Annotated in this window: 15 protein-coding genes; 6 read left to right on the top strand and 9 right to left on the bottom strand. The window is 67.0% G+C overall.

Annotated features, from left to right (window positions below; all coding sequences use genetic code 11):
- Positions 1 to 7 precede the first annotated feature (7 nt).
- The 5 genes from I0Q12_RS09800 to I0Q12_RS09820 all read right to left on the bottom strand — a co-directional run bounded on the left by I0Q12_RS09800 (position 8) and on the right by I0Q12_RS09820 (position 5,264).
- Complete coding sequence (locus I0Q12_RS09800; protein WP_197251741.1) at positions 8 to 1,072, bottom strand: nitronate monooxygenase family protein; 1,065 nt, start codon at positions 1,070 to 1,072, stop codon at positions 8 to 10.
- Positions 1,069 to 1,827 (bottom strand): cholesterol ring-cleaving hydrolase subunit IpdB, encoded by a 759-nt coding sequence (gene ipdB / locus I0Q12_RS09805; protein WP_197251742.1) that lies wholly within the window; start codon positions 1,825 to 1,827, stop codon positions 1,069 to 1,071. The genes I0Q12_RS09800 and ipdB overlap by 4 nt, the downstream gene beginning before the upstream one ends.
- Positions 1,824 to 2,705, bottom strand: coding sequence for a cholesterol ring-cleaving hydrolase subunit IpdA (gene ipdA, locus I0Q12_RS09810; protein ID WP_197251743.1), 882 nt, complete (start codon positions 2,703 to 2,705; stop codon positions 1,824 to 1,826). Before ipdA ends, ipdB begins: the two co-directional genes overlap by 4 nt.
- A gap of 13 nt (positions 2,706 to 2,718) precedes the next feature.
- Positions 2,719 to 3,480, bottom strand: a complete 762-nt coding sequence (gene echA20, locus I0Q12_RS09815) for a (7aS)-7a-methyl-1,5-dioxo-2,3,5,6,7,7a-hexahydro-1H-indene-carboxyl-CoA hydrolase (protein ID WP_197251744.1) — start codon at positions 3,478 to 3,480, stop codon at positions 2,719 to 2,721.
- A 101-nt stretch (positions 3,481 to 3,581) separates the two neighbouring features.
- A complete protein-coding gene (locus I0Q12_RS09820) occupies positions 3,582 to 5,264 on the bottom strand; it encodes a class I adenylate-forming enzyme family protein (protein ID WP_197251745.1) in 1,683 nt (560 codons plus the stop codon).
- A 171-nt stretch (positions 5,265 to 5,435) separates the two neighbouring features.
- On the opposite strand from I0Q12_RS09820, the gene I0Q12_RS09825 reads away from it, so the two are divergent.
- The 5 genes from I0Q12_RS09825 to I0Q12_RS09845 all read left to right on the top strand — a co-directional run bounded on the left by I0Q12_RS09825 (position 5,436) and on the right by I0Q12_RS09845 (position 11,191).
- A complete protein-coding gene (locus tag I0Q12_RS09825; protein ID WP_307846155.1) occupies positions 5,436 to 7,103 on the top strand; it encodes an AMP-binding protein in 1,668 nt (555 codons plus the stop codon).
- Positions 7,104 to 7,242: 139 nt separating this feature from the next.
- Complete coding sequence (locus I0Q12_RS09830) at positions 7,243 to 8,412, top strand: Rieske 2Fe-2S domain-containing protein (protein WP_197251746.1); 1,170 nt, start codon at positions 7,243 to 7,245, stop codon at positions 8,410 to 8,412.
- A 19-nt stretch (positions 8,413 to 8,431) separates the two neighbouring features.
- A complete protein-coding gene (locus I0Q12_RS09835; RefSeq protein WP_374068679.1) occupies positions 8,432 to 8,647 on the top strand; it encodes a hypothetical protein in 216 nt (71 codons plus the stop codon).
- Between the two features lie 51 nt (positions 8,648 to 8,698).
- Positions 8,699 to 9,502 (top strand): SDR family oxidoreductase, encoded by an 804-nt coding sequence (locus I0Q12_RS09840; protein WP_197251748.1) that lies wholly within the window; start codon positions 8,699 to 8,701, stop codon positions 9,500 to 9,502.
- Positions 9,503 to 9,832: 330 nt separating this feature from the next.
- A complete protein-coding gene (locus tag I0Q12_RS09845) occupies positions 9,833 to 11,191 on the top strand; it encodes an MFS transporter (RefSeq protein WP_197251767.1) in 1,359 nt (452 codons plus the stop codon).
- An 85-nt stretch (positions 11,192 to 11,276) separates the two neighbouring features.
- Here the strand turns inward: I0Q12_RS09845 and I0Q12_RS09850 are convergent, their stop codons facing one another.
- From I0Q12_RS09850 to I0Q12_RS09860, 3 genes are all read right to left on the bottom strand, one after another.
- Positions 11,277 to 12,065 carry a hypothetical protein gene (locus I0Q12_RS09850; RefSeq protein ID WP_197251749.1) on the bottom strand — a complete coding sequence of 263 codons (789 nt, stop codon included), beginning with the start codon at positions 12,063 to 12,065 and terminating at the stop codon, positions 11,277 to 11,279.
- Positions 12,066 to 12,340: 275 nt separating this feature from the next.
- Complete coding sequence (locus I0Q12_RS09855; RefSeq protein ID WP_197251750.1) at positions 12,341 to 14,494, bottom strand: hypothetical protein; 2,154 nt, start codon at positions 14,492 to 14,494, stop codon at positions 12,341 to 12,343.
- A 61-nt stretch (positions 14,495 to 14,555) separates the two neighbouring features.
- Positions 14,556 to 14,831, bottom strand: coding sequence for a hypothetical protein (locus tag I0Q12_RS09860; RefSeq protein ID WP_197251751.1), 276 nt, complete (start codon positions 14,829 to 14,831; stop codon positions 14,556 to 14,558).
- 177 nt (positions 14,832 to 15,008) lie between these two features.
- Between I0Q12_RS09860 and I0Q12_RS09865 the strand changes: the two genes are divergently transcribed.
- Positions 15,009 to 15,359: a hypothetical protein gene (locus tag I0Q12_RS09865; protein WP_197251752.1), complete on the top strand. Its 351-nt coding sequence runs from the start codon at positions 15,009 to 15,011 to the stop codon at positions 15,357 to 15,359.
- A gap of 58 nt (positions 15,360 to 15,417) precedes the next feature.
- Here I0Q12_RS09865 and I0Q12_RS09870 read toward each other — a convergent pair.
- Positions 15,418 to 16,276, bottom strand: an 859-nt coding sequence (locus tag I0Q12_RS09870) for a 12-oxophytodienoate reductase (protein ID WP_231610369.1), incomplete at its 5' end; no start/stop codon positions are given.

Below are 16,276 nucleotides of genomic sequence, written 5' to 3' on the forward strand. Positions count from 1 at the left end.
TGCGCAATCAGCGCAGCGCAGCCAGTGCGTCGATGCGTTCGACGGCCTCGGCCACGATGCGGTCGATCAGTTCCCGGCAGCTCGGCAAATCGTCGATCATGCCGACCACCTGACCGGACGCCAGCACCCCGGCTTCGGTGTTGCCCTCGACCAGTCCGGCCTTGAGCAGCATCGGGGTGTTCGCGGCCATGATGATCTGCTGCCACGTCCGGTCGCCGGACCGCTTCATGGCCAACCCGTCCTTGACGAGCGTCGACCACTTCATGCCGGTCATCGACTTGAACTTCATCGCGTTCTTCGTCGCCGCGACGAGTCCCTTCGCATAGCTGGACTTCTCGAGCGCGTCGACCAGGTCCGTGTTGAGGACCCGATGCGGCATGCCGTCGACCTTCACGGACACGGTGGTGTCCTGCAGCCCGCGCGAAAGGTACTGCTGCTTCACCGAATCCGGCACCGCGGAGTCGCTGGTGAGCAGGAACCGGGTACCCATGGCCACGCCCGCCGCACCATACGCCAGCGCCGCCGCGAGCCCGCGGCCGTCGAAGAATCCGCCCCCGGCGACCACCGGGATGTCGACGGCGTCGAGCACGGACGGCAGCAGCAGCGTCGTGGCGACACCACCGGTGTGGCCGCCACCCTCGCCGCCCTGGACGATCACCGCGTCGGCGCCCCACGACGCGACCTTCACCGCGTGCTTGGCGGCGCCGATCGACGGGATCACGACGATGCCGTGATCCTTGAGCTTGGCGATCAGATCCTTCTTCGGTGCCAGCGCGAACGAGGCGACCTTGACGTTTTCGCGGATGAGCAGGTCGATGCGCTGCGCGGCGTCCGACGCGTCGGCGCGGATGTTCACGCCGAAAGGCTTGTCCGTCAACGACTTCGTCTTCGCGACGGCGGCCTCGAGCTCGTCGTAGGTCATCGTCGCGGACGCCAGGATGCCGAGCCCGCCGGCATTGCAGGTGGCCGCGGTCAGGCGGGGGCCGGACACCCAGCCCATGCCGGTCTGCACGATCGGATGCTCGATCCCGACCAGCTTCGTCAGCGCCGTCTCGATATGGGGGGTGCTCATGCGGCGACCTCGCGGTCGCGCAGGTTCCTCGGATCCAGGACCTCACGGATGATCCGCAGTTCCTCGGCGGTGGGTTCGCGGGTGACCCCGGCGTCGGCCAGGTCCGCGACCTCGAAGGAGGTGTTGTCCGCGACCTCGTCGGCGGTGACGCCGGGGTGCAGGCTCAGCGCGCGGAAGGTGTGGCCGGGGCCGCCGAAGTCGAAGACGCCGAGGTTGGTGACGACGCGGTACACGTTCAGGTACTTGTATGCCGGGTTCTCCGGATCGACCTTGTCCCAGCCCACACCGGCGACGACGTCGACCTTGTCGCAGAACACGCGCTTGTTGTGCTTGCCGACCCAGTAGCTGGTGGCGTGGTTGATGGTGTTGCCCGGGGCGCCGCGGACGCCGAACATCTGGCGGGTCGGCTGCTGCAGCGGGCCGAACGCAGACAGGTTCTGGTTGCCGTAGCGGTCGATCTGGTTGGCGCCCATGACGACATGGCGCCGGCCGGAGGCGACGACGTCGAACACCTTGCGGAACGGCATCCAGCCCTCGATCGCACCCTTCGCGCCGACCGCGGGGGTGTCGGCGAGAATCAGTGCCTCACCGTCGGTGATGAGCAGGTCGGGCTCGGTGGTCAGACGCGCCAGGCGGGCACCGATCTGCGACATCGTCGACATCGGGCTGGCCATGATCTCGCCGGCGCCGGCGAAGATGTCGGCGCACGCGATCGCGCAGTACTCGGCCCGGGTAACGGTTTCGGTGGAGGTCATGCCTGCTCCTCAGCGAATTTCTCGACGGCGGCCTGGTAGTCGTCCTCGGATCCGGACAGGAACCGGTCGACGAACGCCTGCCACGACTCGGGGGTCTTGGCGGCCTCGGCGTAGTGGCGCTGGAACTTCTCGTCGCGGCCGTAGGACTCGCCGGCGAGGGTGAAGTGGGCGCCGTTCGGGGCCTCGACGACACCGTCGACCATCATGCGGTTGAGGATCAGCTGCTGCAGCGGAACCTCTTTGACGAGCTGCTCGGTCTCGACGATCTTCTCCACGGAGACGAAGCGCTTCTCGGCGGCCAAGCAGTACAGGTCGTCGAAGTACGGGTCGACGCCCTGGTAACCCGCATTGCCGTGGGCGTCACCGATGTTCAGGTGCACGAAGGCCACGTCCAGGTTCAGGGCGGGCATCGCGATCAGGGTCTCGTGCTTGCCGGAGGCGTCCGGGTACGGGGAGGTGACGGTCTGCAGTTCGTCGCCCCAGAAGTTCTGCACGTCCGAACCGAGGCCGGCGCGGATCGGCAGGAACGGCAGGCGCGCGGCCGCGGCTTCGAGACCGCACTTGACCATGCCCTCGTCCATCTCGCGGGCGACGATGGCGCCCTCGGTGCGGGCCTTGGAGAACCACGGATCGTAGAACGGGGCCGAATCGAGCGACACGAAACCGTAGTACGCCTTCTTGACCTTGCCGGCCGAGCACAACAGACCCAGGTCCGGACCGCCGTAGGTGACGACGGTCAGATCCTTCACGTCCGAGCGCAGGATCGCGCGCACGAACGCCATGGGCTTGCGTCGCGAACCCCAGCCGCCGAGTCCGATGGTCATGCCGCTGCGCAGCTGCCCGACGGCGTCGTCGAGAGTAATCCTCTTGTCACGCACTGTTTTTCTCTCCCTACTTGTTCGCGCGCGGCTTGCCGGTCGCGACGAATTCGTCGCGGTGCTCGTCGGCGACGCCGGCGAGGTTCAGCTCGAAGGTGAATCCCTGTTCGAGGCGGTAGGCGTTCTTCACGTCCACCGGGTCGATGCGGTTGATCGCTTCCTTCGCGCGGCGGATCACGCGGGTGTCCTTCGCGGCGATCAGGCCGGCGACCTCGCGGGCGGCGGCGTCGAGTTCGGCGCGCGGCACCACCTTGTAGACGGAGCCGAAGTGGTGCAGCTGCTGCGCGGTGACGTTCTGCGCCGTGTAGTACAGGGTGCGCATCAGGTGCTGCGGGACCAGGCGCGACAGGTGGGTGGCGGCGCCGAGCGCGCCGCGGTCGACCTCGGGAAGCCCGAAGACCGCGTCGTCGGACGCGACGATGACGTCTGCGTTGCCGACCAGGCCGATGCCGCCGCCCACGCAGAAGCCGTTGACGGCGACCACGACCGGGACCTCGCAGTCGTAGACGGCGGAGAACGCGGCGGCGCAGCCGTGGTTGGCGGCGATGAGCGCGTCGTACCCCTCGGTGGCCTGCATTTCCTTGATGTCCACGCCGGCGTTGAAGCCGCGACCCTCGGACCGCAGGATCACGACGTGGGTGTCCGGGTCCTTGCCGGCGGCGAGGACCGCGTCGGCCAGTTCGAACCACCCGGCGGACGGAATGGCGTTCACGGGCGGGTAGTCGACGGTGACCGTGGTGATTCCCGCGCCGTCGGAGGTGGAGGTGATGCCCATGGCATGTTCCTTACGTCGGTACCGAACCAAGCGATTGCTTGGTAAGCTAGCACACGCCCGCTCCGCGGCACAGGGTCCGCCATGTGGTGGTGGAGCCGGACTCAGTGCCCGGACGGGTCTTCCGTCCAGGGGTGACGCCGGACGATCTTGCCGGTTGTGTTGCGCGGCAGAAGATTCCGCGTGATCTTCCAGCGGGTGGGCACCTTGAAGTACGCGAGCCGATCGGCGAGATAGGCGGTCAGTTCCTCCTTCGTCGCCTCCCTTCCGGGGGCGAGAACGACGACCGCGCACACCTCCTCGCCCCACTCGGGATGCGGATCGCCGATGACCAGGCATTCCCGCACGGCGGGGTGCGCGCCGAGTACCCGTTCGATCTCCGACGGGTAGATGTCCTCGCCGTTCTGCCGGATCAGATCGGCACGCCTGCCCAGCAGGCGCAGCCGGCCGTTCTCGACCACGCCCAGGTCGCCGGTCCGCAGCCACCGATCGGGGGTGATCGCCGCCGCGGTCGCGGCCTCGTCGCCCCAGTAGCCGAGCATCACGAACGGGCTGCGCACGCACACCTCGCCGACGCGACCGTCCGGCAGCCACCCGCCGTGCTCGTCCCGGATCTCCATGCTCACCGTGATCACCGGTGGACCCACCGTGCCCGGATACCGCTCGAGATCCTGCGCGCTGGCCACCGCGATCGACGTGCTGCACTCGGTCATGCTGTAGCTGTCGACGACCGCGTACCGGCCGAACGGCAGCCGCTCCCGCAGCCGCTGCTTGAACTCGGGGGACGTCGGTTCCGACGACAGGGTGAACCGGGTCAGCGAACCCAGGTCGTACCGGTCCAGGTCGGGGATCTCGAGCATCCGCGCGGCCATCGAGGGGACCGCGTTCCAATGCGTGATCTGCTCGTTCTCGATGATCTCGAGGACGCGGTGCACGTCGAACCATCCCTGGTTCATCACGACGGTGCTGCCGGTCGCGAGCCGCGGGACGATCGTGTTGTGCAGGCTGGTGATGTGGCACAGGGGAGAGGTCAGCAGGTACCGCGCCTCGTGCGGGGCGTCCCGGTCGTACACCTCCCCGCACCAAGTCGTGGAGATCGCATCGGCGAACCGGTGATAGTCCGTGACCGCCAACAGATTCCGCTGTGAATGCAACGCGCCCTTCGGGTCGCCGCTCGTACCCGAGGTGTAGAGCAGGACGGCCGGATCGTCCTCGTCCACGCGCGGCGGCGGCGGTCGCATCCCGGCGAACTCGGCGATCAGCCGCGGGAAATCGTCCTCGACGGTCAGCACGATCGTGCCGTGCGGGCTGCGCCCGGAGAGGGCCTCGGCGCGCGGCTCGTCCGCGAACACCACCCGCGGCGCGGAGTTGCGGATCCCGAATTCGATCTCGGGCTGCGCCCACCACGCGTTCAGTCCGACGGTGATCGCACCGAGCGCCTGCGTCGCCCAGAACGCGGTGACCCACTCGGGCCGGTTCGCCGACAGGATCGCGACGCGGTCGCCGACCCCGACGCCGTACCGCTGCTGCAGGGCCGCCGCGAGCGCGTACGCATCCCGCGCGTGCTCGGCGAACGAGATCCGCCGCGTCGCCGTCACGAGATACTCCCGGTCGCCCCAGGCCTGTGACCGCTCCAGCAGATCCGCGACGGCGGTGTCACGGTTGCGCATGACGGGCATCTCGGCGCCCAGCACGTCGCTCATCACGATCTCGAAGGCGCCGCCGCGCCCCGTCAGACGCGAGACCAGCTGGTCGAGGTACTGCTCCGGATCGGGTGGCACGGTCATCGCGGGCCTCCCTTCTCGACCGAACGTCCGGCCGAAGACTCTCACGCCCGTCGCGCCGCCATCCGAACGTACCGGTGAGTGGGACCTGCACAGATGCCCGGGGTGGCCGCGCTCCTAACGTGCTTGCCCGGGCGTCCGCGTGCGGGCGCCGGCAACGATTCGGAGGTGGCAGTGCAGACGTTCGCCGAAGTCGTACGTGCCCGCAAGGGCGACGACAAGGTCGGAGTGCGGTTCGAGGACCGGCAGTGGACCTGGGACGAGGTGGTGCAGCAGAGCGCGGATCGTGCCGCCGCGCTCGTCGCGGCCGTGCCCGCCCCGGCCGGCCGGCAACGCCACATCGGGGTGCTGCTCGAGAACGTGCCGGACTTCGTGTTCTGGATCGGGGCCGGTGCCCTCGCCGGAGCCGTGGTCGTGGGGATCAACGCCAGCCGCAGCGGCCCGGAGCTCGCCGAGGACATCCGCCAGGCCGACGTGGATCTCCTCGTCACCGAATCACGCCTGGCGCACCTCGTCGACGGCACCGGCCACGGACTGCCCGCGGACCGCATCCTCGACATCGATACGCCCGCCTACACGCGGTTCCTCGAACCGCACCGCGGGTCCGCTCTGCCCGACACGGTGCCCGCAGCCGACGACATCGCGCTGCTGCTGTTCAGCTCCGGGTCCACCGGCCGCCCGAAGGCGGTGATCGTCACGCAGGGCCGGCTCGGGCGGCTCGTCGACGTGCTCGTCGAACGCACCCACATGCGCCGCGACTCGGTCGCGTACCTGTGCATGCCGCTGTTCCACGGGAACGCCGTCATGCTCAACCTCGGCACCGCGATGCGGGTCGGCGCGACCGTCGGCCTGATCCGCAAGTTCTCCGCGAGCCGCTTCTCGGAGGACATCCACCGGTTCGGCGCGACCTTCGTCAACTACGTCGGCCGCGCCCTGTCGTACGTGCTGAACCGGCCCGAGGACCCCCGCGACCGCACCGGAACCCTCGAGGTGGCGTTCGGCACCGAAGCATCCGAGGTCGACGTCGCCCGGTTCTCCGAGCGGTTCGGCTGCACCGTCATCGAGGGCTACGGCTCGAGCGAGGGCGTCCTGCGCATCAACCGCACCCCCGACACTCCGCCCGGGTCGCTCGGGGTCGCCGCCGGCGGCACCGACGCCCGCATCCTCGACGAGAACACGGGGCTCGAATGCCCCCGGGCTCGGTTCGACGAGACGGGCCGGCTGCTGAACCCGGAGGCGATCGGGCAGATCGTCGCGATCGGTGCGGCCGCCTCGTTCGAGGGCTACTACAAGAACCCGGGTGCCGCCGCGGACCGGATCCGCGGCGACGACTTCTGGACCGGCGACCTCGGTTACCGCGACGCCGACGGCTACTTCTACTTCGCGGGACGGGCTTCGGACTGGCTGCGCGTGGACAGCGAGAACTTCGCCGCCGCGCCCGTCGAACGGATCCTGCAGCGCCTTCCCGGCGTGCTGTCGGCCCCGGTGTTCGCGGTGCCGGACCCGACGACCGGCGATCAGGTGATGTGTGCCGTCGAACTCGACGCCGGTGCCGTGTTCGACCCGGTCGCCTTCGGCCGTGAGCTGGCCGAACAACCGGACATGGGGGACAAGTGGTGGCCGCGGTTCGTGCGGGTCACCGACCGGATTCCGCTGACCGGCAGCAACAAGATCGACAAGGCGCCGTTGCGGGTGGTCGCGTGGTACACCGACGACCCCGTCTACGTGCGTGTCGGGCGCACCCCTGAATACGTTCTGCTCGACGAATCGACCCGCGCCGACATCGAACGCGACTTCGTCGCGAACGGTCGCGCGGCGCTGCTCCCGGCGCCGGTCGCCTGAGCCCGACCCCGGATCCCGGCGAGTGGGACCTGCGATTCCGCCGCTTCCGGACTCACCTACCGTGAGGATCGAAGGAGCACGGAAACCTCAGTAGCACTTTCGATCCCACCGACCATCACTGCCGAAAGGACGGCCAGCCGTGAGCTTGGAAACCACCGGTACTTCCGACATCCGCGAGATCGTCACCGGTACCGCTCCCACCCGCTTCGCCCGCGGCTGGCACTGCCTCGGTCTGGCGGAGAGCTTCCGGGACGGGAAGCCGCACTCCGTCGAGGCGTTCGGCACCAAACTCGTCGTGTGGGCCGACACCGCCGGGGAACTGCAGGTTCTCGACGGGTACTGCAGGCACATGGGCGGCGACCTCAGCCAGGGAACGATCAAGGGCGACGACATCGCCTGCCCGTTCCACGACTGGCGCTGGGGCGGCAAGGGCAAGTGCACCAACATCCCCTACGCCCGCCGGGTCCCGCCGCTCGCGAAGACCCGCGCGTGGCGCACCCTCGACCAGGACGGTCTGTTCTTCGTCTGGCACGACCCCGAGGGCAACCCGCCGCCGGCCGACGTCACGATCCCGCGCATCGAGGGTGCCACCAGCGACGAGTGGACCGACTGGGTCTGGTACACCACCGAGGTCGACACCAACTGCCGCGAGATCATCGACAACATCGTCGACATGGCGCACTTCTTCTACGTGCACTACTCGTTCCCGACGTTCTTCAAGAACATCTTCGAAGGTCACGTCGCGACCCAGGTCATGCACGGCAAGGCACGTGACGACATGCGCCCGAACACCGAGGGGCAGCCGAAGATGCTGGGCAGCCGCTCGGAGGCCTCGTACTTCGGACCGTCGTTCATGATCGACGACCTGAAGTACGAGTACGAGGGCTACGACATCGAGTCGGTTCTGCTCAACTGCCACTACCCGGTCTCGGCCGACAAGTTCGTGCTGATGTACGGCATGATCGTCAAGAAGTCGCCGCAGCTGCCCGACGATGTCGCCCTCGAAACCGCCAGGAAGTTCGGTGATTTCATCGCCCGCGGTTTCGAGCAGGACATCGAGATCTGGAAGAACAAGACCCGCATCGAGAACCCGCTGCTGTGCGAGGAGGACGGCCCGGTCTACCAGCTGCGCCGCTGGTACGAGCAGTTCTACGTCGACGTCGCGGACGTGACCCCGGAGATGACCGACCGGTTCGAGTTCGAGATGGACACCACGCGTCCGGTCGCGGCGTGGATGAAGGAAGTCGAAGCGAACGTCGCCGCCCGGGCGGCGAAGGCGGACACGGATGCAGCCCCTGCGGTGCAGTGAGTGCCAGGCCCAGGTGCTCGTGCGGAAGAACAGCTGGGAGCACACCGAGGTCCAGTGGAACGCGCAGGCGCGCAGCCGCTGTCATGAGCTCGGCAATGCGGCGGGATCGGGTCGCCGGCCGGGTGCACCGGTCCTGACGTGTTCGGCGTTGGAAGCCGGTGTGGCCCGCGCCGCGACCGAGGGGCTGATCGACGTCCTCGACGACGCGCCTATTCCCGGCCCGATCCTCCAGTAGTTCGATCCGATTCGTGTCGGCTCGCGTAACAACGGAATCCGAAGGACAGTGATGAGCGAAACCCTGCAGATCGACAGTGCCCGTTACGGCAGGTGGGCGGTGATCGCCGGTGGCTCCGAGGGAGTCGGCGCTGCCTTTGCCGACGAACTCGGCCGCGCCGGGTTCGATCTGCTGCTGATCGCCCGCAAGCCGGGGCCGCTCGAGGACACCGCCGCCGCGGTGCGCGAGCACGGCGTCGAGGTGCGCACGCTCGCACTGGATCTGCTCGCCGACGACGCCGTCGAGCAGATCCGCACGGCCACCGCGGACCTCGAGGTGGGACTGTTCATCTTCAACGCCGGCGCCAACAGCTACGGCCACGAGTTCGTCACCGGCGACCTCGACGGTTTCCGCGGCGTCATCGATCTGAACGTGCACCGGCAGGTCGAGCTCGCGCACCTGTTCGGGGCGCGCATGAAGGACATGGGTCGCGGCGGGATCATGTTGCTCGGATCCCTTGCCGGGTACATGGGTTCGGAGCACCAGAGCATCTACGCGGCGTCGAAGGCCTTCAGCCGGGTGTTCGCGGAGAGCCTGTGGCTCGAGCTCGCGCCGTACGGCGTCGACGTTCTCGAACTGGTTCTCGGTGTCACCCGTACCCCCGCGATGGAACGTGCCGGGCTGAACTTCGACGTGCCGGGCATGCTCGTGTCCGAGCCGGAGGAGGTCGCCCGCGAAGGTCTCGAGCACCTCGCCGACGGCCCGGTGTGGGTTGCGGGCGGCAACTACAAGGCTGCAGTCAAGCGCAGCGGATTCCCGCGCGACGCACTGGTCCGCGGCGCGGCCGAGGCGATGCGCGCGCTGCTGAACCGCTGACCTGCCCCGTGCGCGTTTTCGGTAGTTCCCGCTACCGAAAACGCGCACGAGAAGTTTCGAGGAAGACGCCCACGACATACGTTGGGCGTCTTCCTTTTTGGTTCCTGCTGAGTGAGACCGCGGAGGCGGCAGGCACATTCGGAGCGGGAAAGTGATGTGGGACACGGCTGTTGCCGTCGTTCCCTCCCTCTCCCTTCACCCGCGTACCGCAATACGCGGTGCGCCGAAAAGTCTGGAACCGAATCTGTGACTTCCGATGCGACTCGAGTCGAACCTCTGATTCCCGATCCACCGGCCAAGGGGCGCTACGCCCGCCAACGTCCCGTCTGGGTGATCGTGGCGGTGCTGATCGCCGTCGAGATCATCAGCGCCTTCGAAACATCGATGATGTACGCCGCGATCCCCACGCTCATCAAGGATTTCGGCAGCGACGCCACCACGGTCGGCTGGGCCGTCACGGCGTTCCTCCTGGTGGCCGCGGCGTCCGCGGCCGCATGTGGCCGGCTGGGCGACATGTACGGCCGCGAACGCGTGTTGGTCGTCCTGCTCGCCCTCGCAGCCCTCGGCTCGCTCATCAGCGCCCTGGGCGACAGCCTCGGCAGCATCATCGTCGGCCGGACGATCCAGGGCGTGGCCGGCGCGATCCTGCCGCTGTGCATCGGCCTGGCACGTGAGCACCTTCCCCCCGCGCGTGTACCCGTCGCCGTCGCGCTGATCTCGGGCACCGCGGTGACCGCCGGTGCCGCCTCGCTGCTCGTCGCCGGGCTGCTCATCGACTACGCGAGCTGGCACATGATCTTCGTGGTCGCTGCAGCCTACTCGCTGTTCGCGTTGTTCCTCGTGCTGTTCGTTCTGCCCTGGCGACCCCCGAAGGGAACGAAGGAGGCGATCGACTACATCGGCGCCGTCCTGTTCGCCGCATCCGTCGCCGCGGTGCTGCTGGGCATCAACAAGGTCGGCGCGTGGGGCTGGTCCGACCCGCGGTTCCTCGCGCTCGTCATCGGTGGACTCGCCGGGCTCGCGTTGCTCGTGCGGTGGGAACTGAAGGTCCCGAACCCGCTCATCAGCGTGCGCCTGTTCGCCGATCGCAAGTTCTCCCTGACGATGCTCGCGACGCTCGCGATCGCGATGGGTCCGCTGGGCGTGGTGACCATGATCATCCCGATCGTGATGCAGTCCCCGACGACCGGGTCGTTCGGGCTGGGTCTGTCCGCGACGCACGCCGGGTGGCTGTCGTTCATAGGTTCGCTGTTCGGATTCGCGTGCACACCGATCAGCGGCCGGATCGCCGCGGCCGTGGGCGCGCGGATGTCGATGCTGCTCGGCAGCGCGCTGTTCGTCGTCGGTGTCGTCGTGATGCTGACCGCGCACAGTTCGGAACTTGCGATGACCGCGATGGTGGTCGTGGTGTCGGTCGCGACGGCGTTCGCATACACCGCGCTGCCCATCCTCGTCGTCGAGTCCGTGCCGGAACGCAACACCAGCGAGACGACCGGCACCCAGACCGTGCTGCGGATGGCGGGCCAGGGCGTCGGCACGTCGCTCGCGACGATGATCCTGACCGCGACGGTCACGTCGCAGGGTGCGATGACGATCACCGGCCTGAACCTCGTCGGTGCCATGATCGTGATCTGCACGGTCGTGGCCATCGCGCTCACGGTGATGATCCCGCGGCGGACCGCGGACTGACACTCCCGCTGCCCCGTGCGTGTTTCTGGTAGCTCCAACTACCAGGAACGCGCACGGGTCCCGTTTATGAATTTCGCATCAGCCATCACCACCCGGGAAACGCGGGCAGGGTTTCGGGTGGAGTGTCGGACCAGACTTCGATGGTGCCCTGCTCGGGAGCTTCGGTGACGAGTTGTCGTCCCCACTGTCGGCAGGCCTGGGTGTGCTCGGATCCGGACCAGTCACCGCGGATGATGTTCCAACCGGTGAAGAGGTCGTAGGTGGGAGCCTGCCATTGAGGGCGGCCGGATTCCTCCTTTTCGGCCGTCGCTGTCGGTTCCGGCGTTCCCGGTACGGTCGCCGTTCCCACGCGCTTGAACGTGATGGCAGTTTCGAAGTCTCCACCGTAAATCCGACGAAGGTACCGACCAGGTTCCCTTTCGACAGCTACGTTCGAGGTTTGATGGCATGTGTGTGCGACGAATCCGTCCTCCAGGGGTTCGATGCGCATGATGTGGCGGTAGGCGGTACCGAATTCCCGGGCTGCCTCGGAACCGAACCTTTCGTAGGATGCCTTGGAATCGGTATCGATGGCACGTTCATAGCCTGGGTAGCTCTTGGTAAGTGGACTCCCGAGGGCGATCCAGTCGGCCTCGACGGCGGCGCGGACAAGCGTCGCCTGCTCACCGTGGAGATCTATGGCGGGCTCGGCTGACCAGACGACGGTGGAGTTCCGGATATTTTCGGGCACTTGATATGCGGCGACGGCGTACCGAGACGTCACAGTGGAGGTCGTGCTGCGCTCAGTAGTCGGTTCACCGGCCGAGTGGCAGGCGGCGGCGGAGCCGATGGCAATCGCTGCAAGAACTCCCGAGAGTTGCCGGGTGGTTGTCATGCGGGCCACCTGCTCATCGAAGTGGGATCGCCTGACCCCCGAATCGTGGTTCCGAATGAGTCCTGTGGACTTGCGTGTCCGAAGATCATGTCGCGGTATGAGTTGACAGCGATCGAGTGCTGGTGCAGGTACCCATCGACGGATCGAAGTCCGGCATCGTCGAAGATGCCCGGCATGTATTCGACGATTCCGCGCCGTGCCGCGGAGCCGAGCCTGTCGAGTTCGGCCGAGTGCGACTCCTCGCCATCGGTGATCTCGGCATACGTGGCAAGACGTTAGTCGCGCCAGAGGTATTCGGGCAGTTCGATGCCTGATACTCGGCCGGATGCGACCAGTTCACTGAACATGATGTAACTGATCTCGTTGTCGGTGACCTGCGTCTGGTCCGGCGTGCCGGACTCACCGGCGCCCAGCCTGAATCGTGCCTGAGGTGACAGTGCGAATTCGTTTGTCAGGTTTCCGTCCGCGTCGATGATGTCGGACGACAGGAACGAGCCTGCGACGTACGTTCCAGTCGATGCAGCGACGCCCCAAGGCGGTGGAAGGTAGCTCACCGCACCGGCGCCGATTGCTTGCGCGGCGCCGAAGAACCCAGCGCGAGTTGTCGCACGTTCCGCCTTGCGCTCGTCCAGATCGTTCACCCGATCTCCGATTTCGATGTCAAGCCCGCCCTCAACCGCGGCGCGCAGTCGTCCGGAGGTTTCACCCAGCATGATCGGAGGAGGCTCGCGATCGGAACGTGCGAACGCGCGATCGATCTCGTCGGCAGCAGCGAGCGCGTGCCCGCTGATGAGGGTCCCGGCATGGGGATCACCATCGAGAATGGAGAACAGGCGAGTTGTCTCGACGGGGCCGAGCTGTCCGAAATTCGATGTAGTCGACAAGGTTCTGTCGCTGGTGACCATATCGATCACGTACGGAGGCAGAGAGCTGACAATCGATTGTGCCAGTGCCGGATTCACTTCTCCGAGCGATGACTTTCCGTCGCCGACTCCGGGAATGTTCATGAGCCGGTCGTAGGGGTTGGTGTTCGTGGGATCCGTGAAGGCGAGGGGTGTTTCCGACTCGGAGGATGACATCAGGGTGGCAAGGGAGTGAGCAGCCTCACCGGCGCGGTCAGCGCGCGTCGAGTTGTCGGGGTCGGTGACCACTGCGTCTCGGGCGATCCAGTCGACGAGCCGCCCTGCGGTGACTCCTCCGTCGCCCCAGTCGTGTTCGAGTAGCGGTATCAATATCCGGGCATTTCCGGGAGTGGTGAGCAGTTCGTACGAGGCAGCCTCGTTTCGTGTGCCGATCTCCAGAAATTTCGTAGCTGTGGTGTCGAAAAGCGTTGCACTGCCTGACGGCGTCGATACGTCGACCATGCTCGACGCTGCTCGGTCGAGTTCGGTCGCGAACTCGACCCCGGGAACGAAAGTCGGATTGGCCTCGGCCAACAGAGCGGCGACTTCTGGAATCCGCCCCTCATTGTAGGCTGTCGTAACGTCGTGGAGGGCGTCGTAGGTGGGTCCGAGCGAGTGGCTGTTGATTCGGGACAACGTGTCTCTCAAGTCGTCCGGAAGCAGGTCATAGCTGCCACCGACCCAACCGTCGCCGACGTTGTCGTTCGAGATAGTGAGCAGACCGTTGGCCAATGCGTCGAGCTGCGCGGCGGCGTGCGGATCGCCTGCCTGCTCGCGGGACCGAAGGGCCTCCGCGAGGTTGAGTAGACCGTCGGAACCTGCTTCTCGATAGAAGTCGCGCAGGTAGTCCATGACGACGGTCGGAACACTGTCGACGGTTTCACCGCGTGCAAGTGCTTCGAGCTGCGCCGGGGAGAGCCGGCTCGCTTCGAGGATTGTGCAGATCCGGTTGTAATCCTCGGGCTCGAGGGGCCCGTTGCGTACCGCGATCCCGTCGGCAACCGCGTCGGCAACGGCGAGCGATCGATAGGCCTCTCCCAGAACAGGATCCAGACCGACAGCTTTCTGCACGTCGGTGAGGATCTCGGTGAGCGCGACAGCGGCCCGGTCGTCGGCGACACCGACCTGGTCGAGATGCCGAGTGATGATTCGGGTGAACTCGTCTGCCTTGCTCTGGAGGGCAACCGCTTGCTCGATGATCATCGAGCCGCTCGGGTGCCCGGGATCCGGAACTGCCGGCGGGGGAGTGACCATGCCGTCGTCGGCGACGGTGAATCCTGCTGACATGGTCGCTCGAATGGCCATCACGGCGACGTCGACCGCGTCCTGAAGGTGGCCTCGATGTGCTTCGAGAGTTGTGCATGCGTCCTCCAGAGCAGCGGTGAGTTTCCGCCCGGAGTCGAGGATGCTGTGAACGCGGTCGCGCATCGAATCACCGGCGCCCGGACCCCAAAATGTGTAGGAGTCGTGGTCACGGTCCCCGCGCTTTTCATGCGGTCGGCGGTCGTGGAGGCGGCGGTTCTCCACTCCGAGCACAGTCCCCGCAGTGATTCCGGTGTCCAGGAGAGAACTTGGGAGACAGTCGGAGTCACCACAGAGGCTCCCCGTGGATCGAAAGGTCGGCCGCAAAGTCGTCTTCGGTGACCTCGTAGATGTCGGCGGTAGCCATCAAGCGGTTCTCCGAGTCGAGGAGCTGCGCGGAAACCTGCTGCATGGCCGTATGGACGAGAAGTGCAAGTGCCAAGGCTGCCGGCGCGACTGTCGACCCCGGAAGACCGTTACGAACGGCCGGGTAGTTGTCGGCCGTGCGTAGGTCACCGACATCCGTGCCGGTAGCGCTGATGTGGGCCGCGAGCTCACGCACCCGCGCAGTATCGACGTACACCGCGTGAATCCCCCCGAAACTTCGTCGTCCCCCGATGACGCACTGGTAGCGTACCCGACTCGGACAAAGGGGAGAATGGACACACATCGGGGGGATCGTCGGCATGGATCTGGCGCCGATCCGCTTGTCGGCCGACTCGACGACCTCGTCTCCGAGGTGACGACTGTAACCGCGAGCGCGAGTAGCGACCTGATCTCTGTGCATCTGCGCGCCGACGGATCCGTCGAACAGCTGCGAATCGACGACCGCGCGCTGGCGAGCACCGGAGCAGCACTCGCCGAACACATCACCGAAGTGATGGGACGTGCCCACACGGAGCTTGTGGAACGTCGTCGTGCTACCCAAGCGGCGTTGTTCGCGGATCCGCGTATCGCGGAGGCCAGTGCGGTGGTGGAGGCTGCCATGGACAAGCCGTGGCCGCAGCGTCCGGTGGTCCGTGAGCAGGATCCGGACGACTATGTTCGACCGGTGTCCTACCTGATGTCCGCGCTGGACCAACGTCGCTGACGACCCTGTGCGCGTTTCTGGTAGTTCCGACTACCGAAAACGCGCACGGGTGCGGGGGTCAGGTCAGGGTGCGTGCGTGCACGCCCTGATCGAACTCGGGGAGAGGACCACCGGCACGCAGGGTCGTGGCGAGCTGCGGATCGGCGAGATGCAGCCGCCCGATCGCGGCGAGATCGAACTCGCCTGCCGCGAGCCGGCGCTCGAGTTCGGGAATGTTGTCGCGGGACGGTGCGGCCACGCCGAGGCGGGTCTCCCGCAACGTCGTTGCGATACCGACGCTGCCGACGGCCATCGACATCGCGCCGGTGAGTTTCTTCGCCCATCCCGCGAGCGACAGGTCGCTGCCCTCGAACGCGGCGACGTCGAAGCGGCGGATGCTCGCGTCGAACACGTCCACTCCCGCGTCGGCGAGGGTGCCGAGGATCGTGCCCAGCTCGTCCGGGGTCTCCGCGATGCGCGCGGTGTAGTCCTGCTGCTTGTGCTGCGAGAACCGGAAGAAGATCGGGGCGTCCTCGCCGATCCCGGCGCGGATCGCCGCGACCACCGCGGCCGGGAACCGGGTACGTCGCTGCAGGTCGCCGCCCCACTCGTCGTCGCGACGGTTGGTGCTCGCCCACAGGAACGCGTCGAGCAGGTAGCCGTGACCGCCGTGCAGCGCGACCCCGTCGAACCCGACGTCCAGCGCGGCCCGCGCCGCGCGCGCGTAGGCGGAGATGACGTCGGTGATGTCGTCGTCGGTCATCGGCCGGCACGGCCGCGAGGCCTGCGCGACGTACTCGTCCGAATAGGTCGTGACCCCGGGCTCGCCCCACACACCCGACGGGCGCATCGGCGTCAGAGCCGGGTCGACGTTGCTCGTCATCGCGCCCCACAGCGGCCCGACATGCCACAGCTGCGGGATGATCCGGCCGCCCTCG

It is taken from the genome of Rhodococcus sp. CX (assembly GCF_015865005.1).
Classification (GTDB): Bacteria; Actinomycetota; Actinomycetes; order Mycobacteriales; family Mycobacteriaceae; genus Rhodococcus.